The sequence below is a fragment of the Halobacillus sp. ACCC02827 genome (genome assembly GCF_030291935.1).
GTDB lineage: Bacteria > Bacillota > Bacilli > Bacillales > Halobacillaceae > Halobacillus.
This window is the reverse complement of the sequence record NZ_CP128168.1, coordinates 2,400,388-2,427,104: the sequence shown is the minus strand read 5'-3', so window position 1 is coordinate 2,427,104 and position 26,717 is coordinate 2,400,388. Positions and strand designations below refer to the sequence as shown.

Below are 26,717 nucleotides of genomic sequence, written 5' to 3'. Positions count from 1 at the left end.
CCCCCTGTGATCCCGGATCGCCGTTTTTAAGAATAGGAGTGAGTTCATGGCTGAGAAGGTCATTTTAATTGATGGAAATAGTATAGCTTACCGGGCATTCTTCGCTCTCCCTTTACTGAACAATGATAAGGGAGTTTATACGAACGCTGTCTATGGTTTTACGACGATGCTGCTAAAAATACTGGAAGAAGATAAACCGGATCATTTACTTGTTGCATTTGATGCAGGGAAGACCACTTTCCGCCATGCTACGTATAAAGAATACAAGGGCGGCCGTCAGAAGACACCGCCGGAGCTCTCGGAACAGTTTCCTGTACTGAAAGAACTGCTCGAGACATTCGGGGTTCACAGTTACCAGCTGCAAAATTATGAGGCGGATGATATCATCGGTACGCTTGCCACAGAAGCCGGCGAGAAGGGAATGGATGTCCAAGTCATTTCCGGGGACAAAGACCTGCTGCAATTGGTCAACGAACAGATTACGGTCCGTCTTACGAAGAAGGGGATTACAAATGTCGATACATATACGCCTTCTTTCCTTCTGGACAAAATGGAGGTCAGACCGGATCAGATCATTGATTTAAAAGCGCTTATGGGAGACAGCTCTGATAATATCCCCGGAGTACCGGGTGTCGGTGAAAAAACAGCGGTCAAGTTGTTGAAGCAGTTTGAAACGCTCGAGAACCTGTATGAGAACATAGATCAGGTGAGCGGGAAGAAGCTGAAAGAAAAATTGGAGGACAATAAGGAAGAAGCTTTCATGAGTAAGCAGCTTGTGACGATTGAGAGACAAGCGCCGATTGAAGTGGGTCTTAAGGATATTGCGTATGAGGGATATCCCTCCCAAGCAGTCAGTAACTTCTTTAAAGACCTTGGATTTCAATCCCTGCTTTCCCGCATTCAAGGGGAAGAAGGAGAATCCGAAGCGAAGACGGAACTTCCCGATATAGAAGTGGAAGTGATAGAAGAGCTGAAAGAAGAAATGTTTACGGGCAGGGAAGCGCTTGTGGTGGAAATGCTTTACGAGAATTATCACACGGCTCCCATAGAGGCCATTGCTATAGTTAATGAGGAGAAGAAATATGTCCTGACTCTCGAGCAGGCGGTTAAATCCCCGGTCTTCAAAAAATGGGCTGAGGATGACACACGGGAGAAATGGGTGTTCGATGCCAAGAGAACGCTTGTAGCGATGCTTCGGTATGGAATTGAATTGAAAGGAATTACCTTCGATTTACTTTTAGCTTCTTATTTGATCAATCCTTCTGAGAACAATCACGACATCCCGGCTGTCGCACACAGACTTGGGGAGGCGGAAGTGAACTATGATGAAGAAGTGTACGGAAAGGGTGCGAAGCTGAAGCGTCCGGATGAAGATCGTACGTTCTACGAACATATCAGCAGGAAAGCATCTGCCCTATACCATATGAAGAGTAAAATGGAGGATCAGCTCGTCCAAAATGAACAGTTTAACCTCTACAATGATTTGGAAATGCCGCTTGCGCTGATCCTTGGCAGAATGGAACACAGAGGTGTCCGTGTGGATGTTGGTCGTTTGGAAGAGATGGGAGAAGAACTGGAAGCACGCTTAAACAAGGTGGAGGAAGAAATTTATGAACTTGCCGGTGAGCCGTTTAACCTCAATTCGCCTAAACAGCTCGGCCCTATTCTGTTCGAAAAGCTCGAACTTCCCGTCATTAAGAAAACGAAAACGGGGTATTCCACTTCGGCGGATGTATTGGAGCAGTTGGAAGACAAGCATCCAATCATTACGAAAATATTGTTGAATCGTCAATTAAGGAAGTTGAAATCGACCTATATCGAAGGCCTTCTGAAGGTTGTTCACAAGGATACACACAAAATTCATACCCGCTTTAATCAAGCTCTCACACAAACAGGTCGGTTGAGCTCGACGGATCCAAACCTTCAGAACATTCCAATCCGCCTGGAAGAAGGACGGAAAATCCGTCAGGCCTTCATCCCTTCAGAAGAAGGATGGGTGATGTTCGCAAGTGACTATTCCCAAATTGAACTGCGTGTTCTTGCTCATATTGCCCAGGACGAAAAGTTGATTGAGGCGTTCCGTGGAGGCGAGGATATTCATACACAAACGGCTAGTGAAGTGTTTGGAGTTGCGCCGGAAGAAGTTACGAGTAATATGAGGAGACAGGCGAAAGCGGTCAATTTCGGAATCGTTTATGGAATCAGTGATTACGGCTTGTCTCAGAGCCTTGGCATCACGAGGAAGGAAGCTCAGGCGTTTATTGATAAATATTTCGAATCCTATCCAGGCGTCAAATCCTATATGGATGAATCGGTTCGTGAGGCTAAGGATACCGGGTACGTGAAGACGTTCATGAACCGGAGACGTTACCTTCCTGACATTAAGAGTCGTAACTTCAATAAACGCGGGTTTGCCGAGCGGACTGCTATGAACACCCCGATCCAGGGGAGCGCAGCCGATATCATCAAGAAGGCGATGGTCGATTTGGAAAAACGCCTCGTGGAAGAAAAACTGGAGGCGAAAGTGTTATTACAGGTACATGATGAATTGATCATTGAAGCACCGAAAGAAGAAATTGAGAAACTGCAGGATTTAGTAGCCTCCGTCATGGAAAGCACCGTGGAACTGGATGTACCTTTGAAGGTGGATTCCTCTTACGGAGATACTTGGTACGATGCAAAGTAAGTGAGGAGAATGAAAGAATGCCAGAACTACCGGAAGTAGAGACGGTCAGGAGAACGCTCCACCATCTCGCCATTGGAAAAGAAATCGCCTCCGTATCCGTCTATTGGGGGAACATCATCAAACATCCGCAGGATCCAAAGGAATTTGATCGTCTACTGAGAGGGCAGACGATCAGGGATATCGAGCGAAAGGGGAAGTTTTTGATTTTTCAACTGGATGACCTCTCTCTCGTTTCCCACCTGAGAATGGAAGGGAAATTCGGTGTCTATGAATCCTCGATGGAGAAGCCTAAACATACGCACGTCATTTTCCACTTCACGGACGGCACGGAACTCCGTTATAACGATGTGAGGAAGTTTGGCACGATGCATGCGTTTCGAAAAGGGGAAGAGTCTTCGGTGAAGCCGTTAGTACAGCTTGGACCTGATCCATTTGAGGAAGCATTCACTTTGGATTACTTCTATATGAAACTTATGAAGACGTCCCGTAACATGAAGGCCGTTCTCTTGGATCAATCCATCGTAGCGGGGCTCGGCAACATTTATGTGGATGAGGCACTCTTCCGCGCCAAAGTCCATCCGGAGAGAATAGCGAACACGTTGACACGAGAGGAAGCTGCAAAAGTACGCGAGGCGAGTATTGCTGTTATTCTCGAGGCGATCGAACAGGGGGGTACCACCATTCGCTCCTACTTGAACAGCCAGGGGGAGATCGGTATGTTCCAACAGAAGCTGCGTGTCTATGGAAAACAGGACGAGGATTGTGTGGAGTGCGGGACGCCTATTGAGAAGCGGAAGGTGAGCGGTCGCGGCACCCATATATGCCCAAATTGCCAGCGGCTGGTTGTCTCCGAGTAACCTCAGGTCTGTGAACCCATATCCTGTGTAGCAGGAGGGTGATCGACCTTGAGTATCGGTTTGTTCGTTTTTTTGTTTGTGACAGCAGTCAGCATCGACAGCTTTGGAATCGGCTGTGTATTAGGTTTGAAGAAAGTAACCATTGCAAAGAGAGCTGTCCTATCGATCGCTTGTTTGTCCGGTGTTGTGTTTCTGCTTTCCTCCTATTTCGGGCATTTGCTGATCGCTTATGTCTCACCGGAAGTGGCGGAGAAAACGGGAGCATCAGCCCTGATTTTCATAGGTATATTCTTTCTTTGGCAGTTTTTTAAGAAGAGGAAGCCGCAGAAGGAAGATGATTCATGGTTTAAGCCGGCGGAGGTACTGAATGATCCCGTCGCGGCAGATGTGGATCATTCCGGGGGTATCCGGGGGAAAGAAGTGTTTCTCTTGGGTATCGCCTTGTCCCTGGACTCTATCGGAGCGGGAGTAAGCGGAGCTATGATCGGGATGCCTACACTAATGACGTCGTTGTTTATTACACTGGCTACGTTTCTCATGCTGGCAGGCGGTATATGGAGCGGCAGACATTTAAGTGAGAAAGTGGAGAGTATATCCATCCTGCCGGGCGTCCTGCTCATTATCATCGGCTTAATTAAACTTTCATGAGTGTTGGAATAAGAGGAGAGCCATGTCTCTTCTCTATACATAAAGGGGGTCGTGTCATGACTGTTGTCATCGGATTAACCGGCAGTATAGCCAGCGGTAAAAGCACTATCTCTGCTATGTTTAAAGAATTGGGTATCCCGGTTGTAGATGCCGATGTGATATCGAGGAAAGTGGTGGAACCTGGTGAAGCTGCATACACACGTATTGTTGAAGCATTCGGCTCTGATATTTTGTTGGAGGACAGGACGATTGACCGTAAGAAACTCGGGGGCGTTGTCTTCTCCAATGAAGAAAAGCGTAAGGAATTAAACGGCATCGTTCACCCTGAAGTGAGAAAAGAAATGGTTCGTCAACGGGAATGCTATAAGGAAGAAGGACACCGTGCTGTTGTATTGGACATCCCGTTACTTTTTGAAAGCAAGCTGACGGATTATGTCGAGAAGACGTTAGTCGTTTATGTAGAGGAAGAAACGCAGCTCCGACGTTTGATGGAACGTGATCAGTCGACCAGTGAGGATGCAGAAGCAAGAATTGCTTCCCAAATCCCGGTAAAGAAAAAAGCGGCTCTTGCCGATGCGGTCATTGATAATAATGGATCTGTCGAGCAAAGCTTCGACCAATTAAAAGACATACTTCAAAGGTGGAACATCGTATAATAACACGTCGGGATTCCGACGTGTTATTTTTTTGTGAAAAAATGCACTCTTTTATGTAAAAGCGCTTGCAATATGTTATACTGTTTCTGTGAAAAGGGTTAAAAAGTATATCATATATAGGGGGCTGGAACATGGGAAAAACAAAGATTGCCATTAATGGGTTGGGAAGAATTGGCCGTATGGTTTTTAGAAAGGCTGTCATCGATAATTCTGTAGAATTGGTGGCTGTAAACGCCTGTTATCCAGCTGAAACCATTGCTCATATGCTGAAATATGATAGTGTTCACGGTCGATTTGAAGGCAAAATCCAAGCGGCGGAAGGGAATCTTGTCGTCGATGGGAAGGTCATTCGCTTGTGTTCAACACGAGATCCGCATGAGCTGCCGTGGGATGAACTGGGTGTCGATATTGTCATTGAGGCTACAGGCAAATTCAAAACGAAGGATGAAGCGTCCCAACATATCGAAGCAGGAGCAAAAAAAGTCATCATAACAGCTCCCGGTAAAGAAGTAGATGCTACGATTGTTATGGGAGTAAATGAAGATAGTTATGTACCGGAACAGCATCACGTCCTGTCCAATGCTTCTTGTACGACCAACTGTCTTGCTCCTGTTGTAAAAGTATTGGAAGACCAATTTGGTATCGTCAACGGCTTGATGACTACTGTTCACTCTTTTACAAACGATCAGAAGAACCTGGATAATCCACATAAGGACCTCCGCCGCGCCCGGGGCTGTACACAGTCAATTATCCCGACTTCGACAGGGGCTGCAAAAGCATTGGGAGAAGTGATCCCGAGCATGCGGGGGAAACTGAACGGAATGGCGCTGCGGGTGCCTACTCCAAATGTATCCCTTGTTGATCTCGTCGTTGATGTGAAACGCGATGTGACGAGAGAAGAAGTGAATGAGGCGTTTGCTGGTATGGCAAGGTATGAAATGAAAGGAATCTTGGAATTTAATGAGGAGCCGCTCGTTTCCATAGATTATACGACGTCCCCTTCTTCTGCGATCATCGATGGATTGTCCACCCAGGTGATCGAAGAGCGTAAAGTGAAGGTGCTGGCTTGGTATGACAATGAGTGGGGATACTCCTGCCGGGTTGTTGACCTTGCTAAATATGTCGGGAATATGATGCAGCAGGAGAAAGCGGTCCGCGTGTCTTGAGAAAGCACTAGAAAGCATCCCGAATGTATCGTATACTAGGACCCGGTGACTATGGTTTGCTATATTTGAAATAAATCTTGCAAATTACGGGTAAACCATATATACTTTCTTTTGAACTTCTGAATTTCTTATGTTTTCATGTCTACTCAAAGGGTTAGGACCTCTCAGGACTAACTTTCCCCCATGGTAGTGCATGACTGTTATTTCAGAGGGGAAGAAGTTAATGTACAAAGGGGGATCCTTAATATGGATACAATGGGAAGACACGTAATTGCTGAACTATGGGATTGTAATGAAGAGAAATTGAATGATATGTCGTATATAGAGCAGGTTTTTGTTGATGCTGCTTTGAAAGCGGGAGCAGAAGTAAGAGAGGTCGCTTTTCATAAGTTCGCTCCACACGGGGTGAGCGGAGTGGTCATCATTTCCGAATCGCACTTGACGATTCACAGTTTTCCGGAGCATGGATATGCAAGTATCGATGTCTACACGTGCGGCGACCGTATTGATCCGAACGTTGCAGCCCACTACATCGTTGAAGCACTGGAAGCAGGGAAGAATGAAACCGTGGAAGTACCGAGAGGGATGGGACCTGTGGAAGTACAGGAATCTCGTGCCCTTTAAAAAGAGAAACGCAGTAAATCGAGCCGCGCAGAGAAGTCTGTGCGGTTTTTTTGTATGGGGTCAACTCTCCTTTGGTAACTGTTATTTCTTATTTTGAAGAATCATGTTAAAATGATGGAAGATCATGTCGAATGGATTGAAGGGGCCAGATAAGTGAAAGCATTTATATCAAGATATATCAGTAATCACTCAGAAACCAGTGAACAGCATAAGGATGAAGAACTTGTCACACACTATTATAAAGCAAAGCGTGATGACGTTTTCCGTGCCGTGGAAGAACTGTTTCCCGCACCCTCACAGATTGTAGCATCCTCGAAGGAACGCGGCGAACTTACGATTAAATATAAAGGGAAAAGGCGTGCTTTCATTGTTGTGACTATCATTATGGTCCGTCCTTTCCGTACCGCTGTTGATTTTTCCGTAACAACGGATTCCGGTGGACCCGTTGATTTCGGATACAGTCGGAACACCATTGTTTCGTTGTATAAGCAGTTGGACAGCCAATTTCAGCCTGTCGATCCATCATAAGCGATGTGGAAACGAAGACGATGTGGAGTTGATCAATTTTGAAATGCCCTAATTGCCACTACAAGAGTACGAAGGTGCTTGATTCGCGGCCGATTGAGGATGGCCAGGCCATACGCAGGCGGAGAGAATGTGAACAGTGTGACTTCCGCTTTACCACGTTTGAACGAATTGAAGAAGTTCCTTTGATTGTAGTGAAAAAAGAAGGCACAAGAGAAGAATTCAGTAGAGAGAAATTGATGCGGGGCTTGATCAGAGCTTGTGAGAAGCGCCCGGTTGCGGTCGAGGAACTGGAAGGTGTGACACTGGACATCGAGAAAGAACTCAGGAACCGCGGCGTCTCGGAAGTGTTGAGTAAAGATATAGGAGAAATGGTCATGGGGCGTCTTTCTGGAATTGACGAAGTCTCTTATGTCCGTTTCGCATCCGTCTATCGACAATTTAAGGACATCAATGTTTTTATTGATGAACTGAAGGATTTAATAAAACACGAAGATGACAAATGAGCCGGCATTGGCTCATTTTCTTTTTCAAGGGAAACCGGGTAATATGAAAGGAAGAAGGAGGTGCGGAAGATGAATCATTCGATAGGGAAGTTACTCCCGGTAGATGGTTTTCGAGTTGTGAAGCGGGGGGAGCTGCCGAGGAATTTTCATCGTTCGTTATCCCATTTGTATCAACCGATCGTCGGTCGTCTGGCGATTTCTTTATATCAGATTTTATTATCGGAGTCTGAAATGAATGCTGCAGAACAAGTACAGACCCACCACACGTTGATGGGCTATCTGTCTGCGCCATTGGATAAGATCTATGAAGCCAGGAAGAAGCTGGAGGCAATCGGCCTTCTGCGTTCTTTCCAGGCAGAAGGGGGAGGGGCTCATGCCGAATACATGTATTACCTGTATCCTCCCTTCTCTGCGGAGGAATTCTTCATGGATGATATGCTCTCCCTTCTGCTTTACCATGAAATCGGACAGCGCAAATATGAAAACTTAAAAGAACGGCTCATCTGCAAAGAGTACGTTCTGGATGGTTTTGGAGAAGTCACTGCAACTTTCGATCAGGTATTTCATGCGAAAATGCTTGAGACCGTACAGGCCGAGACCACCTCCCTTGCGGATAAGCAGAATCAGAAAGAGAGCCGAGGGCCTGTGACGTCCCAAACGAAAGTGGATTTCGACTGGCTCCATCATGCTCTAAAGAAACGGATGTATCCGAGTGAACAGATTCTTACAGGACGGAATAGAAAGTTAATTCTTCAGCTAGCCACGCTGTATGATTTATCAACGATCGACATTGAAAAAGCCGTGACGTGGGCGATTGATGAAAATCATTATCTCGTAGAAGAAGAATTTAAAGCCGCCTGTCATGATTTTCTGAAGGAAAAGCCTGTCCCGAAGAAGCAGTCTAATATAGATGCTCGAGAAAAAACACAGGACACAGGAGCGGAAGAAAGTGTGAGTAAAGAAGATCAGTTTATTGCCATGCTTGAAAGAAAATCACCAAGGGAACTTCTTGAAGACCTTTCTCAGGGCAACAGGGCATCTGACCAGGATTTGAAGCTGATTCGGGACGTCATGACAGAGCAGGGAATCAACCCCGGGGTCATGAATGTTCTTGTTCACTACGTGCTTTTGAAAACAGATATGAAATTGTCCAAGTCTTATTTGCAGAAAATAGCCGGGCACTGGGCACGGAAAAACGTGACTACTGTGCGTCAGGCGATGAATCTTGCTAAGGCTGAGCATCAGAAGTATCAGCAGTGGGGTCAGCAGAAGTCACAGAGACGTGTGAATACGAAAGAAGAAGTCATTCCGGCTTGGTTCAACAAGGACGCAGGATCCGGTGAGAAAGTTTCTGCTTCGGTTAACGTGGATACGGATGATATCGCTGCACGTATAAGGAAGTTGACAAGCAGAGAGAACGGATGAATGAGGAGGTGGCAGAATGGAACCGATCCAGAAATCATTGAAGAAATGGATGAGAAACAATAAAACCTTTCAAGATCGAATGAACAAAATGAAAGAAGAAGTGCTCCAGTCGGAAGATGTACGGCAGCTGATAGAACACCATCCGGAGTTGACGGAGAAGAGCATGGAGAAGAATCTCATTAAGCTCTATGAGTACCAGTCCCAATCGAAAAACTGTGAAAAGTGTCCGTCACGTGAAGCGTGTATTAATATTCTCCCTGGATACGTGCCGCGTGTGGAAGTAGATGGCCAGGAAGTGAAGCTTGCTTACGATAAGTGCAGCCGACAAAGGAAGCGGGAAGAGCATGAACAGCAAAAGTCACTTGTCCGGAGTCTTCACATGCCGAGGGAGATCTTGGAAGCCTCTCTTTCAAGACTGGATCTTCAAGACCCCGACCGCAGTGCGGCAGTGGAACAAACGGTCCGTTATATTGAAAGTCTTTCTGAAGAGCTTCCGAGCAAAGGGTTGTATTTTCATGGACCTTTCGGTGTCGGGAAAACGTATTTTCTCGGAGCTATAGCCAATGAATTGAGCGAAAAGCATATTCCATCCATGGTCATCTACATGCCGGAATTCGTCAGAGAGATGAAAGCGTCTATAAAGGACGATTCCATCAATGATAAAATCAATGCGTTTAAAGAAACCCCCGTATTAATGTTAGATGACATTGGTGCAGAATCACAATCAGCATGGTTCCGGGACGAAGTATTGGGGAGTATTCTTCATTACCGAATGATGGAGAGACTTCCTGTGTTCTTCACATCGAACTACACGATCGATGAGTTGGAGAAAGTCTTGATGACATCCAATCGCGGCGATGTAGATCAAGTGAAGGCGAAGCGGATTACCGAACGAATTCGCCAGCTCAGCGAGAGTGTGTTAGTGACCGGCCGGAACCGAAGAGGGTAACAATGAGGAAAGATGAAGATGGAAATGGCATGATTTCTTCTGGACTGACATAAACATAACAAGGAATAGACGGCGTCGCAGGCGCCTTCTAATACCGTATCGGAAAGTCGGGATGAGGGGGAATCTTGGTGTTTGGCATTCACTTTTCTAATCGCGCGGAAGCGGTTATCTTTTATAATGCAATTGTCACGGAGCAGAGGTTGTGGTTGTTCAAGGAGTACAATGAATTCTATGAAGTCGAGTTGGTCAACGCCTCTCTGAACGGCAAGGCTTACGTCGAGGCAATCCGTTCTTTTCTTCAGGTCATAAGGAAAAGGAAGATGCTTGGTTGGATGGAAGGAGTCCTGAAGCATCGTTACCATTACGAAGATATGGAAGAGATACACCGCATGCTCGAGATCGGACAGGACTTTGAAGCGCATCCCCCGGCAGGTGTAAAGCTTCCGCCCGTTTATCACTATCTGCGCGCCTTCATCCAGGATTATTTGGCCGGGCGGACGTACGTGGAATTTGATGAGATGGCTGCTGCCTGTTTAGAAAACGTTCATGAGTCTGTTATTGAATACACGGGTAAAATCATTGACGAGTACAAGCAGGAGGAGTCCTATCAGTTGATGCTCGATTCCTGGCGGCAGCGTGTCCACCATAAAGATACCGGTGTCCAACTGCTTCATCTCCTGGATGATGGCGGACTGGTTTATTACCATGATGAAGGAAATCCTGTCCGGGATTCGGAAACAACGCTATACAAGAAACAATATCCGGATGCATCCATTTCAGAACTCCCAATCAAGTGGCCGGTCACGACCGCTCTTGTTCATGCCCCTGAACAGTTGATCATATATTCAGATCGATCGCAGGATTCCAACCTGGAGCTCTTGATGAATATTTTTGAAGAAAAAGCATCTTGGAAACCGAAATCGAACTTTCCATTCGACAACGCTTGATTTCCTCTTTGTTAACGGATATAATACCTACATATTAATAAATCAGCATGGAAGAGGACACGAGCGATTAGTGACGCATGACCAGAGAGAGGGGCCTATAGGCTGGAAGCTCCTTCCTGACGGCTACATTGTTTACCACCTCCGAGCTCTGCCTGTGAACAGTTTTTAGTAATGGGCAGCGTTTGATCCGCGTTAAGGATGACGAACGAGCCGCGTACGTCCTGGACGGAAGCGGAAACTAGGGTGGAACCACGAGTGCTAACGCTTGTCCCTTGGCTTATTTTGCCGAGGGATAAGCGTTTTTTGATTTGTCTGCAAGGAAGAAAGTATAGAAGGAGTGTTGGGAAATGGCAACAATTCAAATGAAATTTCCAGATGGTAACGTAAAGGAATTTGAACAAGGAACTACAGGGGAAGCAATTGCCCAGTCTATTTCACCGGGGTTGAAGAAACAGGCGCTGGCTGTCAAATTAGATGGAGAACCTTATGATCTGCGACGTCCGATAAATCAGGATGGATCCATTGAGATTCTGACTTATAAAAACCAGGAAGGCATTGAAATCATGCGTCACTCCACAGCTCACTTGATGGCGCAGGCGATCAAGCGCATTTATGGGGATGTGAAGTTCGGTGTAGGCCCTGTGATTGAGAACGGTTTTTACTATGATATCGATATGGAAGAATCGCTGACGCCGGAAGATCTGCCTAAGATTGAGAAAGAAATGCAAAAAATCATTGATGAGAACCTGGAAATTGAGCGCATTGAGGTATCCAGAGAAGAAGCAATCGAGAAGTTTAAAGAGATTGGTGATGACCTTAAATTGGAACTGATCGACGCTATTCCGGAAGGAGAGCAGGTTACCCTTTATCAGCAAGGGGAATTCTTCGATTTGTGCCGCGGGGTCCACGTTCCGCAGACGAGCAAAATCAAAGTGTTTAAGCTGTTGAGCATTTCAGGAGCTTACTGGCGCGGGAACAGTGATAACCAGATGCTCCAGCGTATTTACGGGACTGCTTTTGAGAAAAAGGCGCACCTCGATGAGCACTTAAAGATGCTTGAGGAAGCGAAAGAGCGTGACCACCGTAAGTTGGGGAAAGAGCTGGAGATTTTCACAATCAATCAGAAAGTCGGACAAGGTTTGCCGATGTGGCTTCCTAAAGGTTCCACCATTCGTCGCACAATCGAACGTTATATCGTGGATACTGAAGAACGACTCGGTTACGATCACGTCTATACGCCGGTGCTTGGAAGTGTAGATTTGTATAAAACGAGCGGTCACTGGGACCACTATCAGGACGATATGTTCCCGACAATGGAAATGGACAATGAAGACCTCGTTCTCCGCCCGATGAACTGTCCGCACCATATGATGGTTTACAAGAATCAGCTTCATAGTTACCGGAATCTGCCGGTACGTATTGCGGAGCTTGGTACGATGCACCGCTATGAGATGTCTGGAGCTCTTGCCGGCCTTCAACGTGTTCGTGCGATGACGTTGAATGATGCCCATATCTTTGCAAGACCTGACCAGTTGAAAGATGAATTCATGCGTGTCGTTCGACTCGTCCAGGAAGTGTACCGCGATTTTGGTATTGAAGATTATTACTTCCGCTTGTCCTATAGAGATCCAGAAGACAAAGAGAAGTATGTTGACAACGACGCTATGTGGGAAAAAGCACAGGCGATGCTGAAAGAAACAATGGAAGACATGGAACTTGAGTATGTGGAAGCAGAAGGAGAAGCTGCTTTCTATGGTCCGAAGCTTGATGTCCAAGTGAAAACAGCTCTCGGCAAGGATGAGACGCTGTCAACGGTTCAGCTGGACTTCCACCTCCCTGAGCGCTTTGACCTTACGTATGTAGGGGAAGATGGAGCGGATCACCGTCCTGTCGTTATTCACCGTGGAGTCGTATCCACGATGGAGCGCTTCGTTGCTTTCCTTATTGAGGAATACAAAGGTGTCTTCCCAACCTGGCTTGCTCCTGTTCAGGCGAAAATCATTCCGGTTTCTGCAGATGCGCATCTGGAATATTCTAAGAAGCTTGAGGATGAACTCCGTGAAGCCGGCATTCGTGTCGAGGTGGATGAGCGCAATGAGAAGATCGGATATAAGATAAGAGAAGCACAAATGCAGAAAATTCCGTTCCAGCTTGTTGTCGGAGACCGTGAGATGGAAGAGAATGCAGTGAACGTTCGCCGATACGGCCAACAGAATTCAGAAACGAAACCACTGGAGCAGTTCAAATCTGAAATTCGTAACGAAATCGATCAAAAACTGCTCCGTAAGTAATGCCAAAGAGATCGGAAGTGTCTGCTTCCGGTCTCTTCTTCCTTTCCAGATGGGAAAAAGCTCTTGATTTTTCCTCGTCTTTCCCTTATCCTAGGAAAGGTAGTCATGAAGACACCTCGTTAGGTGTTGACATGTACCATCAGGCATGCTATTATTATTTAGGTAACTGAATGAACGGATCTAGAGACAAGTAGAAGCACCCGCTTCTCACCTGATCGACGCGTAAGCAGTTGGCAGGTCACTATTCCTTTGATTTATTAGGAGACGTGTGGGTGCAGTATGTGCCGACACTTTTTTTATTTGCAACAGGAAATCTCTTGTCGATGACAGATCTCATATAAGTTTTCTAAAATATGTTGGAGGTGGCTCGATATTAGCAAGGATAACATGAACGTTAATGAAAAAATCCGTGCCCGTGAAGTTCGTCTGATCGATGTGAATGGGGAGCAGCTTGGAGTTAAATCCCGTAACGAAGCCCTGGATATTGCTGCAAATGCAAATCTTGATCTCGTTATGGTGGCGCCAAATGCGAAGCCTCCGGTTTGCCGAGTGATGGACTACGGAAAGTATCGCTTCGAGCAGCAGAAGAAAGAAAAAGAAGCTCGTAAGAAACAAACCGTCATCAAAGTCAAGGAAGTTCGTCTCAGCCCTGGGATCGAAGACCATGACTTTAACACGAAACTGCGTAACGCACGCAAGTTCCTCGAAAAAGGTGACAAAGTGAAAGCATCTGTCCGTTTCCGCGGTCGTGCAATCACACACAAAGAACTTGGACAGAAAGTACTCGAACGCCTTGCCGAAGAGTGCAAAGATATTGCCCAAGTTGAGACCAAGCCTAAAATGGAAGGTCGCAGTATGTTCTTAATGCTTGCTCCTCTAGGCGAGAAGTAAGTATGTGTATCAAGTAAAAGGAGGAAATTCACATGCCAAAAATGAAAACCCATAAAGGTTCTCAAAAACGCTTCAAAAAAACCGGAACAGGTAAGGTGAAACGTTCTCACGCTTACACTAGCCACTTGTTCGCAAACAAATCTACGAAACAAAAGCGTAAGCTACGTAAAGATGCATTGGTTTCTGCTGGAGATTATCGCCGCATCAAGCACATGCTTCCAAAAGACTAATAACGATATCGATTTAATCAGGAGGGATTATTATGCCACGAGTTAAAGGTGGAACAGTGACACGTCAACGTCGTAACCGTGTCCTTAAACTAGCAAAAGGTTATTATGGTTCTAAACACGCACTATTCAAAACAGCTAAGCAACAAGTAATGAAATCCGGTCAGTACGCTTACCGTGACCGTCGTCAGAAGAAACGCGACTTCCGTAAGCTTTGGATCGCACGTATTAACGCTGCGGCTCGCTTGAACGATATTTCTTACAGCCGTCTAATGCACGGTTTGAAACTTGCGGGTATCGAAATGAACCGTAAGATGCTTGCTGATCTAGCTATCAACGATGCTCAAGCTTTCTCTGCACTTGCAGAGCAGGCAAAAGCAGCACTTAAATAAAAAAGATTGTAGAAGAGTCATTTCCGTTCGGTAGGAAATGACTTTTTTTATATAAAAAGATAAAGGGGGTACATTCTATGGGTTTTCTGGGTGCTTTATTTATCGTTTGGGGGAGCATGAGTATCTGGCTGTTTCTTTTAATGGGGTCGGATAAGAAGAGAGCAGTGAAGCAGGCATGGAGGACCCGGGAGCGTACCATTTGGTTACTAGCAGTCCTTGGCGGTGCACTTGGCGGCTGGGCAGGAATGAACGTGTTCAGACATAAGACGAAACACCGGGCATTCGCGTTCGCCCTTCCTTTCCTGTCCCTTCTTCACATTGCGGGAGCGGGCTATCTCATCGGTAAGTTCTACCTTTGATTCTCCTGTCATAATATGTAGACAGGGGGGATGAAATGGGCGAGATAACAACATCCGTATTGGCATGGTTGGAACAGCAGGAAGCTTGGGCACCGCTCTTATTCATCGGTATTCATTTACTGCGTCCATTCTTATTTCTGCCTGTTATGCTTGTATGCATCACAGGCGGGGTACTATTCGGACCAATTGCCGGCACCGCTTATTCCGTGATCGGGACAATGTTATCCAGTCTGGTTTTTTACAAAATGATCCGCATCTTACCATCAGGATTGAAGAAACTTAAACGTGTGAAGGAGAAATGGCTGAAGAAACAAACCAACCTTTCGGTAAAGCAGGTGGCGGTTCTTCGACTTGTCCCGTTTATTCATTTTCATCTACTATCCTACTGTCTCTTGGAAATCAGTTCGGATTTCAAGGAATATACGAAATCCTCGCTGTTTGCAAATTTTCCGCTGGCAGTGGTTTATACATCGGTAGGTCAATGGATCACTTTGTTGTCTCTTCCAATGATGATTATTTTTTCCGGCGCCCTGATCGGCCTCACTTTCTTGATCAGGAAGAAATACGAAGTGGTGCTCTGGCGTGACTTCTTTCAGCCGGCACCTTAAGAATTCATGGAATATCAGCATGCAGGAAGTTCTTTCTCTCCCATGTGAAAAATCCGACCATTCCTGGTCGGATTCTTTTGGTTGGAGACACTGTATCGAGCTCTTAGAGCTGTTCGTCATCGTTCCAACGGCTTAGAATAAGGCGGTTCATCGGATATTTCCATTCAATAGTGGCGTACGGGTACCGTATGAGGATTTCCTTCTCCATGAAATAGATATCCTCCCGGTCAAGTCCTTGCAGCCGTTCCGGATGATGTGCGCTGACGCTGATATTGACGACTTCAAATGCATCTTCGGTTGCCCCCAGGTACTTTTCACCTTCGAAAACCAACCCTTTCCATGTAAGTAGAAAATTTTCCTTGGAATTTTCTTTATTGTCATGGAAGTAGAACTGTTTTTTATCTTTAGCGGTGTCTAGTTTCCTTCGTGGGTTGATGAGGAACTTGTAGGCTGTATAAAGGATGAAGGCGATAGCGACCAATAATAACAAGCGGAACAGGATGATAATCATGTGTATCGACTCCCTATATATAGCATCATAGCTACCATACGATTGTGCATGTCCTTTTGTTTCAAAAAATGATACATTTATTGAAGACAATTTTTGAGTAGAGGAGAATTTTAATGGAATGGAATCGATTGTATGACATGCAGCGAGCGTTGGATCAATATATTGAAGACCAGCACGACATTAAACAAGGGACAAAAACAGAGGAAAAAATCCTTGCCCTGCTAGTGGAAATCGGGGAACTCGCGAATGAAACCAGGTGCTTCAAATTCTGGAGTAGTAAAGGACCTAGTGAAAAAGAGGTCATTTTGGAAGAGTATGTAGACGGAATACATTTTCTGCTGTCGCTCGGCCTCGATTCAGGCTTTCATTTTGAGCCGGGCGCCTATGTTTGCCGGGAAACGGAAACCGAGGCGTTTCTTAATGTATATAAAGCGGTGGAAGCGTTTCGGGAACAGAAGGACAAACAATCCTATCACGCACTGTTCCTTGGGTATTTACAGCTGGCAGCGACCATCGGCTTGACGGAGGAAGAATGGTTTCACGCCTATCTATCAAAAAATGAAGTGAATTACCAACGTCAGGACGAAGGATATTAAAGGAATAATAGACGCAATTTTTTGTGAAATCGCTTTAAAGAGGTTATAATATGGTTGGAATGAGTAAAGGAGGATGCAGTACATATGTCTAAAAGAGATGAAACGTTGAATATGCTTAAGGATTTGACAGATGCCAAAGGTGTGCCCGGAAACGAACGTGAAGCTCGCGATGTGATGAAACGTTATATCACACCATACGCAGACGAAGTATTCACGGACAATCTTGGCAGCCTCGTTGCCAAGAAAGTCGGAAATAAAAAAGGCCCGAGTATCATGGTGGCTGGTCACTTGGATGAAGTGGGCTTTATGGTCACCCGGATTGACGATCATGGATATATCTATTTTCAGACTGTGGGAGGCTGGTGGAGTCAGGTTATGCTCGCGCAACGTGTGACAATCATGACTCGTAAAGGCGACCTGACGGGGATCATCGGCTCCAAGCCGCCTCATATTCTTCCTGCAGAACAGCGTAAGAAAGCTGTTGATTTGAAGGATATGTTTATTGATATCGGTGCATCCAGCAGGGAGGAAGCAGAAGAGTTCGGTGTCAAGCCGGGGGATTCTGTTGTTCCATATTTTGAATTCACCCAAATGAAGAACGAGAAGATGCTCCTTGCTAAAGCATGGGACAACCGTATCGGATGTGCCATAGCGATTGACGTACTTAAGCAGTTGAAAGGGCAAAAGCATCCGAACATCGTCTATGGTGTCGGGACAGTTCAGGAGGAGGTAGGGCTTCGAGGCGCCCGTACTTCTGCCAATATGATCAATCCTGATATTGCTTTCGGTGTCGATGTCGGTATTGCCGGCGATACACCAGGTGTATCAGATAAAGAAGCTGCAAGTAAAATGGGAGACGGTCCACAGATCATTCTTTATGATGCCTCCATGGTTTCTCATAAAGGTTTGCGTGACTTCGTGACAGATACTGCAGACGCACACAACATCCCGTATCAATTTGACTCTATGCCCGGCGGGGGGACGGATTCCGGTTCCATTCACTTGAGCCACAACGGTGTACCTGCGTTGTCCATCACGATTGCGACACGTTATATCCATTCTCATGCTGCTATGCTCCATAGAGATGACTTCGAGAATGCTGTGCGTTTAATCGTGGAAGTGATCAAAGGATTAGATGCAGATAAAGTAAAAGAAATTACCTTCCAGTAAAGGGAAGAAAGCCAACCTGATTTTCAGGTTGGCTTTCTTATTAATTCGTCTGTCTTAACCCTTGCTCAAGCGTGTCCAGAATTTCCTGTCTTTCCTGTTCATCAGACTCTCTCCAAAGCGTCTCGAAGAAAACGCCAAGGCCTGGTAACGTCTTCTCTTCGCCTTTTTGCATGGCATCATCGATCGTCGCTTCCAGCTGCTCTGCACTGTGGCCGGTCACATTGGACAGAATAGCTCTTCTCAAATCCAAATTCATCGTAACATCCTCCTTGCTTATGCGTAATATTCCACCTTAGTTTGACCAACCCGGCCTTTGCTATGTATGATAGTTGAGAAATAACATGTAAATGAGGGAATAACATGCTGACTTCGGTACAAAACACCAAAGTGAAAGAATGGAAAAAGCTGCATAAGCGTAAATATAGAAAACAGACAGGTCAATTCCTGGTGGAAGGACATCATCTGGTGGAGGAAGTCCTTGCAAGTGATTGGACAGTCCTTGAACTCATAAGACGTGAAGGAACAGACTTTACAGCACCGCCCGAAATCAAGGTGACAGAAGTAGACGCACAGGTATTTGCTGCGGTTGCGGAAACGGAAACACCACAAGGCATTGCGGCGGTTGTCGAACAAAAAACGTACGAATTCCTTCCAGCGAAAAGGACCCTCATGATTGATGCAGTCCAGGACCCGGGTAATATCGGAACGTTGATTCGAACGGCAGACGCGGCCGGGTTTGATCAGGTTTTGTTAGGAACAGGATCAGTGGATCCGTTCAACGATAAGGTCATCCGTGCAACGCAGGGATCTATTTTTCATCTTCCCATCCTGACTGGTGAACTTACAGAGTTTATGAATGAATTAAAAGCGGAAGGTGTCGAGATCTGGGCAGCGGCTCTGCAGGAAGCAAAGCCCTATAAGGATATGAAGACCCCGGATCGAGTGGCGCTGCTGGTCGGAAACGAGGGCCAGGGAATTGCAGAGCACTTACTGGAGCAGTCCGAGAAGAAAGTCTACATTCCAATTTACGGCCGGGCTGAGTCATTAAATGTAGCCGTAGCCGGTGCTGTTTTGATGTATCACCTGCAAAGCTGAACTTGCATGAACGCTCATCTTTGACTATAATATATTCAGTTGAATGAAATATGTTTAATAAGCGTAGAAAGAGCCTAGTAGGTGAATGTAAATCGTTAAGAGGGAGGGAACGCCCTGGACTGTAAGTGTTCCCAACGTGTCATTCATTGAAATTTCACTCTGGAGCTTGACCTTTAATGGTCCGGATGCCAAGTCCGTTATTGTAATCGAAGTGGGCACATAGAATGTGTCAACAAGGGTGGTACCGCGAAACAACCATACAAGTCTCGTCCCTTTTTACAGGGAGGAGGCTTTTTTATTTTTATTCATAAGGAGGAGTTGGAGTCATGAAGGAACGTTTAGAACAGTTGAAGCAGGAAGCTTTGCAGAAAGTAGATGCTGCAGAAGCTGTCCAAGGGTTGAAAGATATCCGTGTCGAGTACTTAGGTAAGAAAGGCCCGATCACAGAAGTGCTGCGGGGAATGGGGAAACTATCCAAAGAAGAACGTCCGGTCATCGGACAGCTAGCGAATGATGTCCGTGAGAACATTGCTGCGGCAATTGAAACGAAACAAACGAAACTGGAGGACGAAGCGCTTGAGAAACAGCTGGAAGAAGAGAGTATTGATGTGACGCTTCCGGGACGACCTGTCCAAGTCGGAGGTCCTCATCTGCTTACAAGCATCGTTGAAGAAATCGAGGATTTATTTATTGGGATGGGATTTGAAATTAAAGAAGGTCCGGAAGTGGAGACGGATTACTACAACTTCGAAGCCTTGAATCTTCCGAAGGGGCACCCGGCACGCGATATGCAGGATTCTTTCTATGTGACGGAAGAGCTGCTGATGCGAACCCACACTTCTCCTGTACAGGCACGTACAATGGGGGCAAAAAACGGTAACGAACCGGTCAAAATGATCTGTCCGGGGAAAGTGTACCGTCGTGATACGGACGATGCGACACACTCCCACCAATTTACTCAGATTGAAGGACTTCTTGTCGATAAAGATGTGCGCATGAGTGACTTGAAAGGTGTCCTGAACGCATTTGCCAAGCAGATGTTCGGTTCCGACCGTGAAATCCGCCTACGTCCAAGCTTCTTCCCATTCACAGAACCCTCTGTGGAAATGGATATTTCCTGTAAAGTGTGCGGGGGTAATGGTTGTTCCGTTTGTAAAGGAACCGGCTGGATCGAAATTCTCGGAGGTGGAATGGTTCACCCGAACGTTCTGGAGATGGCTGGATACGATCCGAAAGAATATTCCGGATTTGCATTCGGTATGGGACCGGAGCGAATTGCCATGCTGAAATACGGAGTAGACGATATCCGTCACTTCTACACAAACGATATTCGATTTATTGAGCAGTATCATAAAGCATAAGGGGAGGAACTGAATCATGCTCGTATCACTAAATTGGTTACAAGAATATATTGATGTCAGCGCGTATAAGCCTGAAGAGCTGGCTGAAATTATAACGAAAACAGGAATTGAAGTGGAAAGCGTGGAGCCGGTAGCCGAAAATGTCACCGGTGTGGTTGTCGGACACGTGCAATCCTGCCTACAGCATCCGAATGCGGATAAACTTAACCTTTGTCAGGTGGATGTAGGAGAAGAAACGCTTCAAATTGTCTGCGGAGCTCCAAACATTGGAGAAGGCCAGAAAGTAGCGGTGGCTGCTCCGGGAGCTGTTCTGCCGGGTAATTTTAAAATCAAAAAAACTAAACTGCGCGGAGAAGTCTCCAATGGTATGATCTGTTCGCTTCAGGAACTTGGTGTGGATGAGAAAGACGTACCGAAGGAGTATGTGGACGGAATATTTGTGTTTCCAGAAGATGCAGAAGTGGGAGCGGACGCTGTTTCCCTTTTAAATCTCGACGATCTGATCATCGAACTCGGATTGACTCCGAACCGGGCGGATGCAATGAGCATGGCTGGTGTTGCCTACGAGGTAGCAGCAGCCATTGACGGTGAATACCAATTAGCAGAAGAGCACGTGGAGACATCGGATGAGAAAGCATCCGACTACATTTCTGTAAAGGTAGAGGATCAGGAAGCAAACCCGTATTACGGTGCGTTTGTAATTAAGGATGTGACAGTGGGACCTTCCCCGCTGTGGATGCGTAATCGTTTGACTGCGGCAGGCATACGTCCTATTAATAACGTTGTCGATATCACGAACTATGTCTTGATGGAATACGGGCAGCCCCTTCACGCCTTCGATTATGATCGTTTCGGATCGAAAGAAATCGTGACTCGTCGTGCAGAAGAAGGAGAAACGATAGAAACGCTGGATGGCCAGGAGCGCGAATTGAGTGCCGGCCACCTTGTCATTACGAATGGATCCAAGCCGCATGCCATCGCAGGAGTCATGGGTGGTGCGCATTCCGAGGTCCACGATGATACAACGACGATTCTTTTGGAGGCAGCCTACTTCGCTCCAGCTGTTGTGCGTCAGGCATCCAAAGATCACGGCTTAAGAAGCGAGTCCAGCAGCCGTTTCGAGAAAGGTGTCGATCCAAACCGCGTGGAACGTGCAGGGAAACGTGCATGTGAACTTCTTGCCGAATATGCTGGGGGGACGGTACTGGACGGAGTGGTCCGTTTTGATGAACTCGACAAATCCGAGAAACAAGTAACCATAGAAACAGATCGTATCAACGCCCGTTTAGGTACGGAAATATCCGCCGGGGAAATCGCAGACATTCTTCGCCGTCTTCAATTCGGCTACGAGCAGAAAGAGGAAGTATTTACAATCTCTGTTCCTACAAGACGAGGAGACATCACGTCTTTCGAGGATATTCTTGAGGAAGTTGCTCGTATTTACGGTTATGACAACCTTCCGTACACGCTGCCGCAAGGCGCATCTCAGGCAGGCGGATTGACAACTCGTCAAGCGCTTAAACGTAAAGTGAAAGCGTACCTGCAAGGTGCCGGTCTGCATGAGACGATCACGTACTCCCTGACACATAAGAATAAAGTGCATCAATTGGTAAGTCCGGAGATTAAGGCAAAGGCGAAGGGTTCCGTAGACCTGGCTATGCCGATGAGTGAAGATCATGGATCCCTGCGTTTAAGTCTGCTTCCGGAATTACTGGAGTCTCTTTCCTACAACGTAGCGAGAAAACAGGAAAATATTGCTTACTATGAAGTCGGGACAGTGTTTGTTACTGAGGAAGAGAAAGTGACGAAACAGCCGGATGAAGTGCTCCGCGCTTCCGGAGCTTTGACAGGCCAATGGCTGGTTCATCCATGGCAGCAGGAAAAGAAAGCGGCCGACTTCTTTGTTGCAAAAGGAATGGTGGAAGGGTTGAGCAATCTGCTGGGTATATCTTTCACTTATGAAAAAGCAAAACTTGAGGATCTCCACCCAGGGAGAACCGCTGTCATCCGCTGTGGTGGGAATACTGTCGGTTTCATAGGACAAATTCATCCGAAGCTCCAAAAAGAGCTTGGATTAAAAGAGACGTTCGTCTTCGATATTAACTTAGAGGCACTGTTTGAGCAGTATGAAAAAGAAGAGACGTTCCGTGCTATTCCAAGACATCCGTCAGTATCAAGGGATATTGCTCTCGTCGTGGACGAAGAAGTGTTTGCCGGTGACATACAAGCTACCATTGAGCAGGCGGGATATCCTCTCGTTCAGAATGTTCAAGTATTTGACGTATATCAGGGAGAACACCTGGAAGAAGGGAAGAAATCACTTGCCTTCAATCTGCTTTACCTTGATCCAGTCCGTACGTTGAAGGACGAGGAAGTAGAAACAGCACACGAGAAGATCCTTGCTGCTGTAAAAGATCAGCATCAGGCTGAACTGCGTGGATAATATAATAGAAGAAAAGAGGAACCTCCTTTCCGGAGGTTCCTCTTTTAATTTATGGACGGACTAGTTTTTTCGCTTTCTGCGTGTTGGCGAAGTGCACCTTCGCCAATTCTTCCAGCTTTTCTTCTCCATAAGCCTCGATAACGGCCGCGGCAGCCTGATCGACTTTGGAAGAAGCTCCTTTCGGTATCGGTAGACCGGTATCGAATTCTAAAGTGTTCATTGCTTTAACGAATGCGGACCTTGCAAGGATCGATGCCGCTGCAACGGCGATGGAATAGCTTTCTGCTTTCGTCATGAAATAAACATTATCCTGAAGCGTAAAGTTCTCACTCTTCAAATGCTTCTGGTACACATGCGGCTCAGAAAACTGGTCGATAAGAATTCCATGCGGCTTTACCGGTGCTATTTTTTTCAGGAGCTTGTCCAGAGCCTGGTGGTGAAGCATGGTTTTCATTTTGCCCTGACTCCAACCTCTTCGCTGCCATTGGTTATACCGTTTGTTTGGTAGTCGCAGAAGACTGTAGGGAATCTTCATCTGGACGATGTCTTTGGCCAGTTCAGTAATCTGTGGATCGGATAAGTGTTTGGAGTCCTTTACTCCAATCGCCTTCAGTTGTGGAACCTGCTCTGCTGTGACATAGGCAGCTGCTACGGTGATCGGTCCGAAATAATCGCCGGTACCCGCTTCGTCCGATCCGATATGGGAACTGGTGAAGAGGCTTTCTTCCGGGTGATACGCATGTCTGCCTGCCCCGGCTTTTTTGGAAGGTGCACTTGAGGTAATGGGAGATCCCCACTTGGAAGCTTCCTCCTCAGGTCTGCTTCCCTGGAATAATACTTTTCCTGATCGATAAGCGGTGATGGTGCATGCGCTTGTTTTAGCAGCAAAAACGGCATTGGCAGGTGTCGCTTTCGTCTGGCTTCTATAATGAGCTTTCATCTCTTCTATTTTGGTAGAGGTTACTTTTAGTACGACTTGGGGCATAAGGCATTCCTTTCTGTTACTTCTAGGATAGGAACAGTATAGCAAAGGGATTGGAAAAAGAGAACATTTGTGAAAAACATGTATATTGGTTTCCTAATTGTCAGCCTTCATGTTAATATAAAGTTTAGGATTGAGAGAAACTAGGGGGTATGAATGTGTCGCAGTCAGACCAAGAGAAAAAAAGAATTACAGTGGAGATCAACAGGAGATCTTACACTATAGTTGGTCATGAAGAGCCCCATCATATCCGTATGGTATCTAGTCTTGTGGACCAGAAAATGCGTGAAATCCATGAAGCAAACCCTAGTCTAGATACAGCAAAGCTGGCCGTTTTGACCGCTGTCAACACAATGAATGAGTATATAAAGCTGAAAGATGAGTGTACAGAACTCATGAACTATATTGATAAGATAGAGGAAGAGAAGGACAATGATTGATTTACTTATACTATTTCTATTGCTGATCGGAGTCATAACCGGGCTCAAGAGAGGCTTCATATTGCAATTATTTCATTTAATCGGTTTTGTGGTAGCTTTCGTTGTTGCTGTCATTTACTATGATGACCTTGCGCCTAAGCTGACACTATGGGTTCCTTATCCGGAACTGCCGGCGGACTCTTCATGGGCCGTGTTTTTGAACGATCTTCCCCTTGAACAGGCATTTTACAATGCGATAGCCTTTGCCATCCTATTCTTCGGAGCAAAGATTATTCTTCATATTATCGCTTCCATGCTGGACTTCGTCTCCGAACTTCCGATATTGAGTTCCATTAATACGTTATTGGGCGGAATCCTCGGTTTTGTCGAGAACTACGTGATTCTTTTCATTGTATTGTATATAGCCGCACTCGTTCCCGCAGCAGGTGTCCAGAACGCGTTGGACAGCTCGATACTTGGGCAGCTGATTATAGAACATACACCAGTGTTTTCCGATCAGTTGAAAACACTGTGGATCGACCGTGTAGCCGGCTGATGAGACGTGTTTAGAGGAGATGCAGGTGGAGCCGCTATGATTTCGATCATGGCGGTTTTTTTATTCAGAAATAAAGATTATAGGAACAAGGAGTGGTTGGAATGGCCGTCGATAAGAAGCAAGTCATCAAATTACTGGAGACGATTGCCGTCTATCTGGAACTGAAAGGGGAGAACCCTTTCAAGATTTCCGCTTACCGTAAAGCCGCTCAGGCATTAGAGCGCGATGATCACTCTTTAAGTGAAATAGATGATTTTACGAAAATGAAAGGGATCGGGAAAGGCACAGCTGCCGTTATTGATGAGTATGTGGCGGCTGAAACCTCGGAAACGCTGCAGCAGCTTCAGGCGGAAGTGCCGGCAGGCCTTGTCCCTCTTTTAAACATACAGGGACTCGGTGGAAAGAAACTGGCCAAGCTCTATCAACAATTGGGCGTAACGGATGCAGAATCTCTGAAGGAAGCGTTGGAAAGCGGAAAGGTGGAGGCATTGGAAGGCTTCGGTAAGAAATCTGCCGAGAAGATGCTGAAGGCATTAGAAGACGCTCATTCCCGACCTGAGCGTCTCCCTGTTGCCGTCATGCTGCCGCTGGCTGAGAAAATTGAAGCATTTCTTGCGAGTGCAAATACTTTCCATCGTTATTCCAGAGCAGGGAGCCTCAGGAGGATGAGAGAGACGATTAAGGATCTTGATTTTATCATCGCTTCTGAAGACCCTGCAGCTACGAGAGACGAGCTTCTCGCTTATCCGGACATCAAAGAAGTTATCGCTTCCGGCGAAACGAAAGTATCGATTGTCGTCCATGAAGGATATGACATCGGCATCGATTTCCGCATTGTTGCTCCTGATGAATTCGTTACGACCCTGCATCATTTTACAGGGTCGAAGGATCATAATGTGGCCATGAGACAGCTCGCCAAAACAAGGAACGAAAAGATCAGTGAATATGGCATAGAGAATGCTGAAAGCGGGGAAATCCAAACGTTCGAAAGCGAAGAAGAATTCTTCCGTCACTTTGGTCTTCATTTCATACCGCCGGAAGTCAGAGAGAATTACGGAGAAGTAGAGCGGTTTAAAGAGCCCGTTGATCTTATTGAGTTATCCGATATCCGTGGGGATCTCCATATGCACTCGACTTGGAGCGATGGTGCTCAATCGATCAAAGAGATGGCCGAAAAGGCCCGTTCCAAAGGATACGAGTATATTTCCATCACCGATCACTCCAAGTATTTGAAAGTAGCCAACGGCCTTGATGAGGAAAGACTGAGGCTGCAGAGGGAAGAAATAAATAAGATCAATGCCGAAATGGAAGACTTTCATATTTTTGCAGGAGTAGAGATGGATATCCTTCCCGATGGTAGCCTGGATTTCCCGGATGAGTTTTTGCAGGAAATGGATTTCGTCATCGCTTCCATTCACTCCAGCTTTTCTCAATCGGCAGATGACATTATGAAACGGATGTGGGCAGCGCTTGAGAACCCTAACGTTCATATGATTGCCCACCCGACAGGCAGGCTGATCGGCCGGCGGGATGGGTATGCTGTAGATTTGGATGCATTGATTAAAGGCGCGGTGGAGACCGGAACCATTCTTGAGTTAAATGCTAATCCGAACCGGCTTGATTTAAGCTGGGAGTGGTTGATGAAAGCGCAGGAAGCAGGTGCGAGTATTGCCATCAACACGGATGCCCACAGCTATCCGATGCTGGATCATATGAGGATCGGGGTAGGTGCGGCGCGTAAGGGCTGGCTCAGGAAGGATACAGTAATGAATACATGGACGAAACAACAGTTGATGGATAAATGGAACATCCATCAGTAGCAATAAA

The 26,717-nt window shown here is 46.2% G+C and carries 28 protein-coding genes and 2 other annotated features; of the genes, 25 read left to right on the top strand and 3 right to left on the bottom strand.

Annotation, left to right across the window (positions count from 1 at the left end; genetic code table 11):
* Positions 1–46 precede the first annotated feature (46 nt).
* The 17 genes from polA to QRD89_RS12835 all read left to right on the top strand — a co-directional run bounded on the left by polA (position 47) and on the right by QRD89_RS12835 (position 15,757).
* On the top strand, positions 47–2,686 hold the full coding sequence (polA, locus tag QRD89_RS12915; RefSeq protein ID WP_026577109.1) for a DNA polymerase I: 2,640 nt from the start codon (positions 47–49) through the stop codon (positions 2,684–2,686).
* A 17-nt stretch (positions 2,687–2,703) separates the two neighbouring features.
* On the top strand, positions 2,704–3,543 hold the full coding sequence (mutM, locus tag QRD89_RS12910; protein WP_008635297.1) for a DNA-formamidopyrimidine glycosylase: 840 nt from the start codon (positions 2,704–2,706) through the stop codon (positions 3,541–3,543).
* Between the two features lie 48 nt (positions 3,544–3,591).
* Positions 3,592–4,191: a sporulation membrane protein YtaF gene (gene ytaF / locus QRD89_RS12905; RefSeq protein WP_286095398.1), complete on the top strand. Its 600-nt coding sequence runs from the start codon at positions 3,592–3,594 to the stop codon at positions 4,189–4,191.
* 56 nt (positions 4,192–4,247) lie between these two features.
* Positions 4,248–4,847, top strand: coding sequence for a dephospho-CoA kinase (coaE, locus tag QRD89_RS12900; RefSeq protein WP_008635285.1), 600 nt, complete (start codon positions 4,248–4,250; stop codon positions 4,845–4,847).
* Positions 4,848–4,978: 131 nt separating this feature from the next.
* A complete protein-coding gene (locus QRD89_RS12895; protein WP_008635284.1) occupies positions 4,979–6,013 on the top strand; it encodes a glyceraldehyde-3-phosphate dehydrogenase in 1,035 nt (344 codons plus the stop codon).
* A 246-nt stretch (positions 6,014–6,259) separates the two neighbouring features.
* A complete protein-coding gene (speD, locus tag QRD89_RS12890) occupies positions 6,260–6,637 on the top strand; it encodes an adenosylmethionine decarboxylase (protein ID WP_008635283.1) in 378 nt (125 codons plus the stop codon).
* 153 nt (positions 6,638–6,790) lie between these two features.
* Entirely contained in the window at positions 6,791–7,165 is a 375-nt protein-coding gene (locus QRD89_RS12885; RefSeq protein WP_008635282.1) for a hypothetical protein, read from the top strand.
* Positions 7,166–7,203: 38 nt separating this feature from the next.
* Positions 7,204–7,668, top strand: coding sequence for a transcriptional regulator NrdR (nrdR, locus tag QRD89_RS12880; RefSeq protein ID WP_008635281.1), 465 nt, complete (start codon positions 7,204–7,206; stop codon positions 7,666–7,668).
* A 69-nt stretch (positions 7,669–7,737) separates the two neighbouring features.
* The gene (locus QRD89_RS12875; protein ID WP_286095396.1) at positions 7,738–9,093 is read left to right on the top strand and encodes a replication initiation and membrane attachment family protein; all 1,356 of its coding nucleotides are present in this window, start codon (positions 7,738–7,740) and stop codon (positions 9,091–9,093) included.
* 16 nt (positions 9,094–9,109) lie between these two features.
* Positions 9,110–10,042 carry a primosomal protein DnaI gene (dnaI, locus tag QRD89_RS12870; RefSeq protein ID WP_008635274.1) on the top strand — a complete coding sequence of 311 codons (933 nt, stop codon included), beginning with the start codon at positions 9,110–9,112 and terminating at the stop codon, positions 10,040–10,042.
* Between the two features lie 128 nt (positions 10,043–10,170).
* Positions 10,171–10,989: a sporulation protein YtxC gene (ytxC, locus tag QRD89_RS12865; protein ID WP_008635272.1), complete on the top strand. Its 819-nt coding sequence runs from the start codon at positions 10,171–10,173 to the stop codon at positions 10,987–10,989.
* Between the two features lie 347 nt (positions 10,990–11,336).
* Entirely contained in the window at positions 11,337–13,280 is a 1,944-nt protein-coding gene (gene thrS, locus QRD89_RS12860; RefSeq protein WP_026577112.1) for a threonine--tRNA ligase, read from the top strand.
* Positions 13,281–13,462: 182 nt separating this feature from the next.
* Positions 13,463–13,583, top strand: a sequence feature (ribosomal protein L20 leader region).
* 84 nt (positions 13,584–13,667) lie between these two features.
* A complete protein-coding gene (infC, locus tag QRD89_RS12855) occupies positions 13,668–14,171 on the top strand; it encodes a translation initiation factor IF-3 (RefSeq protein ID WP_026577113.1) in 504 nt (167 codons plus the stop codon).
* A 32-nt stretch (positions 14,172–14,203) separates the two neighbouring features.
* Positions 14,204–14,401 carry a 50S ribosomal protein L35 gene (gene rpmI, locus QRD89_RS12850; RefSeq protein WP_008635267.1) on the top strand — a complete coding sequence of 66 codons (198 nt, stop codon included), beginning with the start codon at positions 14,204–14,206 and terminating at the stop codon, positions 14,399–14,401.
* 32 nt (positions 14,402–14,433) lie between these two features.
* Positions 14,434–14,790: a 50S ribosomal protein L20 gene (gene rplT, locus QRD89_RS12845; RefSeq protein WP_008635265.1), complete on the top strand. Its 357-nt coding sequence runs from the start codon at positions 14,434–14,436 to the stop codon at positions 14,788–14,790.
* 77 nt (positions 14,791–14,867) lie between these two features.
* A complete protein-coding gene (locus QRD89_RS12840; RefSeq protein WP_286095395.1) occupies positions 14,868–15,149 on the top strand; it encodes a DUF1294 domain-containing protein in 282 nt (93 codons plus the stop codon).
* Positions 15,150–15,184: 35 nt separating this feature from the next.
* Positions 15,185–15,757, top strand: a complete 573-nt coding sequence (locus QRD89_RS12835) for a TVP38/TMEM64 family protein (protein ID WP_008635262.1) — start codon at positions 15,185–15,187, stop codon at positions 15,755–15,757.
* Between the two features lie 103 nt (positions 15,758–15,860).
* Here the strand turns inward: QRD89_RS12835 and QRD89_RS12830 are convergent, their stop codons facing one another.
* The gene (locus QRD89_RS12830) at positions 15,861–16,268 is read right to left on the bottom strand and encodes a hypothetical protein (RefSeq protein ID WP_008635260.1); all 408 of its coding nucleotides are present in this window, start codon (positions 16,266–16,268) and stop codon (positions 15,861–15,863) included.
* Positions 16,269–16,381: 113 nt separating this feature from the next.
* On the opposite strand from QRD89_RS12830, the gene QRD89_RS12825 reads away from it, so the two are divergent.
* Together QRD89_RS12825 and QRD89_RS12820 are read left to right on the top strand one after the other, a co-directional pair.
* Entirely contained in the window at positions 16,382–16,864 is a 483-nt protein-coding gene (locus QRD89_RS12825; protein ID WP_026577114.1) for a dUTP diphosphatase, read from the top strand.
* Positions 16,865–16,948: 84 nt separating this feature from the next.
* Positions 16,949–18,034, top strand: coding sequence for a M42 family metallopeptidase (locus tag QRD89_RS12820; protein WP_008635258.1), 1,086 nt, complete (start codon positions 16,949–16,951; stop codon positions 18,032–18,034).
* A gap of 40 nt (positions 18,035–18,074) precedes the next feature.
* On the opposite strand, the gene sspI is transcribed toward QRD89_RS12820, so the two are convergent.
* Positions 18,075–18,290: a small acid-soluble spore protein SspI gene (gene sspI / locus QRD89_RS12815; protein WP_008635257.1), complete on the bottom strand. Its 216-nt coding sequence runs from the start codon at positions 18,288–18,290 to the stop codon at positions 18,075–18,077.
* 104 nt (positions 18,291–18,394) lie between these two features.
* Here sspI and QRD89_RS12810 point away from each other — a divergent pair, with 104 nt between their 5' ends.
* The 3 genes from QRD89_RS12810 (at position 18,395) to pheT (ending at position 22,933) form a co-directional block, all read left to right on the top strand.
* Entirely contained in the window at positions 18,395–19,129 is a 735-nt protein-coding gene (locus tag QRD89_RS12810) for a TrmH family RNA methyltransferase (RefSeq protein ID WP_286095394.1), read from the top strand.
* Positions 19,130–19,184: 55 nt separating this feature from the next.
* Positions 19,185–19,406: a binding site (T-box leader), on the top strand.
* Between the two features lie 49 nt (positions 19,407–19,455).
* Entirely contained in the window at positions 19,456–20,490 is a 1,035-nt protein-coding gene (gene pheS, locus QRD89_RS12805) for a phenylalanine--tRNA ligase subunit alpha (protein WP_008635255.1), read from the top strand.
* A 16-nt stretch (positions 20,491–20,506) separates the two neighbouring features.
* Entirely contained in the window at positions 20,507–22,933 is a 2,427-nt protein-coding gene (gene pheT, locus QRD89_RS12800; protein ID WP_286095393.1) for a phenylalanine--tRNA ligase subunit beta, read from the top strand.
* Between the two features lie 49 nt (positions 22,934–22,982).
* On the opposite strand, the gene rnhC is transcribed toward pheT, so the two are convergent.
* Entirely contained in the window at positions 22,983–23,918 is a 936-nt protein-coding gene (gene rnhC, locus QRD89_RS12795) for a ribonuclease HIII (RefSeq protein ID WP_286095392.1), read from the bottom strand.
* Between the two features lie 149 nt (positions 23,919–24,067).
* Here rnhC and zapA point away from each other — a divergent pair, with 149 nt between their 5' ends.
* From zapA to polX, 3 genes are all read left to right on the top strand, one after another.
* Entirely contained in the window at positions 24,068–24,355 is a 288-nt protein-coding gene (gene zapA, locus QRD89_RS12790) for a cell division protein ZapA (RefSeq protein ID WP_008635251.1), read from the top strand.
* On the top strand, positions 24,348–24,890 hold the full coding sequence (locus tag QRD89_RS12785; protein WP_026577119.1) for a CvpA family protein: 543 nt from the start codon (positions 24,348–24,350) through the stop codon (positions 24,888–24,890). Before zapA ends, QRD89_RS12785 begins: the two co-directional genes overlap by 8 nt.
* Positions 24,891–24,991: 101 nt before the next feature.
* On the top strand, positions 24,992–26,710 hold the full coding sequence (polX, locus tag QRD89_RS12780; RefSeq protein WP_286095390.1) for a DNA polymerase/3'-5' exonuclease PolX: 1,719 nt from the start codon (positions 24,992–24,994) through the stop codon (positions 26,708–26,710).
* The last annotated feature ends 7 nt before the right edge of the window (positions 26,711–26,717 follow it).

What these genes read in the sequence shown, in the direction of transcription:
- polA (WP_026577109.1), top strand. Translation starts at nt 47, where the DNA reads ATGGCTGAGAAGGTCATTTTAATTGATGGAAATAGTATAGCTTACCGG.
- mutM (WP_008635297.1), top strand. Translation starts at nt 2,704, where the DNA reads ATGCCAGAACTACCGGAAGTAGAGACGGTCAGGAGAACGCTCCACCAT.
- coaE (WP_008635285.1), top strand. Translation starts at nt 4,248, where the DNA reads ATGACTGTTGTCATCGGATTAACCGGCAGTATAGCCAGCGGTAAAAGC.
- QRD89_RS12895 (WP_008635284.1), top strand. Translation starts at nt 4,979, where the DNA reads ATGGGAAAAACAAAGATTGCCATTAATGGGTTGGGAAGAATTGGCCGT.
- speD (WP_008635283.1), top strand. Translation starts at nt 6,260, where the DNA reads ATGGATACAATGGGAAGACACGTAATTGCTGAACTATGGGATTGTAAT.
- QRD89_RS12875 (WP_286095396.1), top strand. Translation starts at nt 7,738, where the DNA reads ATGAATCATTCGATAGGGAAGTTACTCCCGGTAGATGGTTTTCGAGTT.
- dnaI (WP_008635274.1), top strand. Translation starts at nt 9,110, where the DNA reads ATGGAACCGATCCAGAAATCATTGAAGAAATGGATGAGAAACAATAAA.
- thrS (WP_026577112.1), top strand. Translation starts at nt 11,337, where the DNA reads ATGGCAACAATTCAAATGAAATTTCCAGATGGTAACGTAAAGGAATTT.
- infC (WP_026577113.1), top strand. Translation starts at nt 13,668, where the DNA reads ATGAACGTTAATGAAAAAATCCGTGCCCGTGAAGTTCGTCTGATCGAT.
- rpmI (WP_008635267.1), top strand. Translation starts at nt 14,204, where the DNA reads ATGCCAAAAATGAAAACCCATAAAGGTTCTCAAAAACGCTTCAAAAAA.
- rplT (WP_008635265.1), top strand. Translation starts at nt 14,434, where the DNA reads ATGCCACGAGTTAAAGGTGGAACAGTGACACGTCAACGTCGTAACCGT.
- QRD89_RS12840 (WP_286095395.1), top strand. Translation starts at nt 14,868, where the DNA reads ATGGGTTTTCTGGGTGCTTTATTTATCGTTTGGGGGAGCATGAGTATC.
- QRD89_RS12835 (WP_008635262.1), top strand. Translation starts at nt 15,185, where the DNA reads ATGGGCGAGATAACAACATCCGTATTGGCATGGTTGGAACAGCAGGAA.
- QRD89_RS12830 (WP_008635260.1), bottom strand. Translation starts at nt 16,268, where the DNA reads ATGATTATCATCCTGTTCCGCTTGTTATTATTGGTCGCTATCGCCTTC.
- QRD89_RS12825 (WP_026577114.1), top strand. Translation starts at nt 16,382, where the DNA reads ATGGAATGGAATCGATTGTATGACATGCAGCGAGCGTTGGATCAATAT.
- QRD89_RS12820 (WP_008635258.1), top strand. Translation starts at nt 16,949, where the DNA reads ATGTCTAAAAGAGATGAAACGTTGAATATGCTTAAGGATTTGACAGAT.
- sspI (WP_008635257.1), bottom strand. Translation starts at nt 18,290, where the DNA reads ATGAATTTGGATTTGAGAAGAGCTATTCTGTCCAATGTGACCGGCCAC.
- QRD89_RS12810 (WP_286095394.1), top strand. Translation starts at nt 18,395, where the DNA reads ATGCTGACTTCGGTACAAAACACCAAAGTGAAAGAATGGAAAAAGCTG.
- pheS (WP_008635255.1), top strand. Translation starts at nt 19,456, where the DNA reads ATGAAGGAACGTTTAGAACAGTTGAAGCAGGAAGCTTTGCAGAAAGTA.
- pheT (WP_286095393.1), top strand. Translation starts at nt 20,507, where the DNA reads ATGCTCGTATCACTAAATTGGTTACAAGAATATATTGATGTCAGCGCG.
- rnhC (WP_286095392.1), bottom strand. Translation starts at nt 23,918, where the DNA reads ATGCCCCAAGTCGTACTAAAAGTAACCTCTACCAAAATAGAAGAGATG.
- zapA (WP_008635251.1), top strand. Translation starts at nt 24,068, where the DNA reads ATGAATGTGTCGCAGTCAGACCAAGAGAAAAAAAGAATTACAGTGGAG.
- QRD89_RS12785 (WP_026577119.1), top strand. Translation starts at nt 24,348, where the DNA reads ATGATTGATTTACTTATACTATTTCTATTGCTGATCGGAGTCATAACC.
- polX (WP_286095390.1), top strand. Translation starts at nt 24,992, where the DNA reads ATGGCCGTCGATAAGAAGCAAGTCATCAAATTACTGGAGACGATTGCC.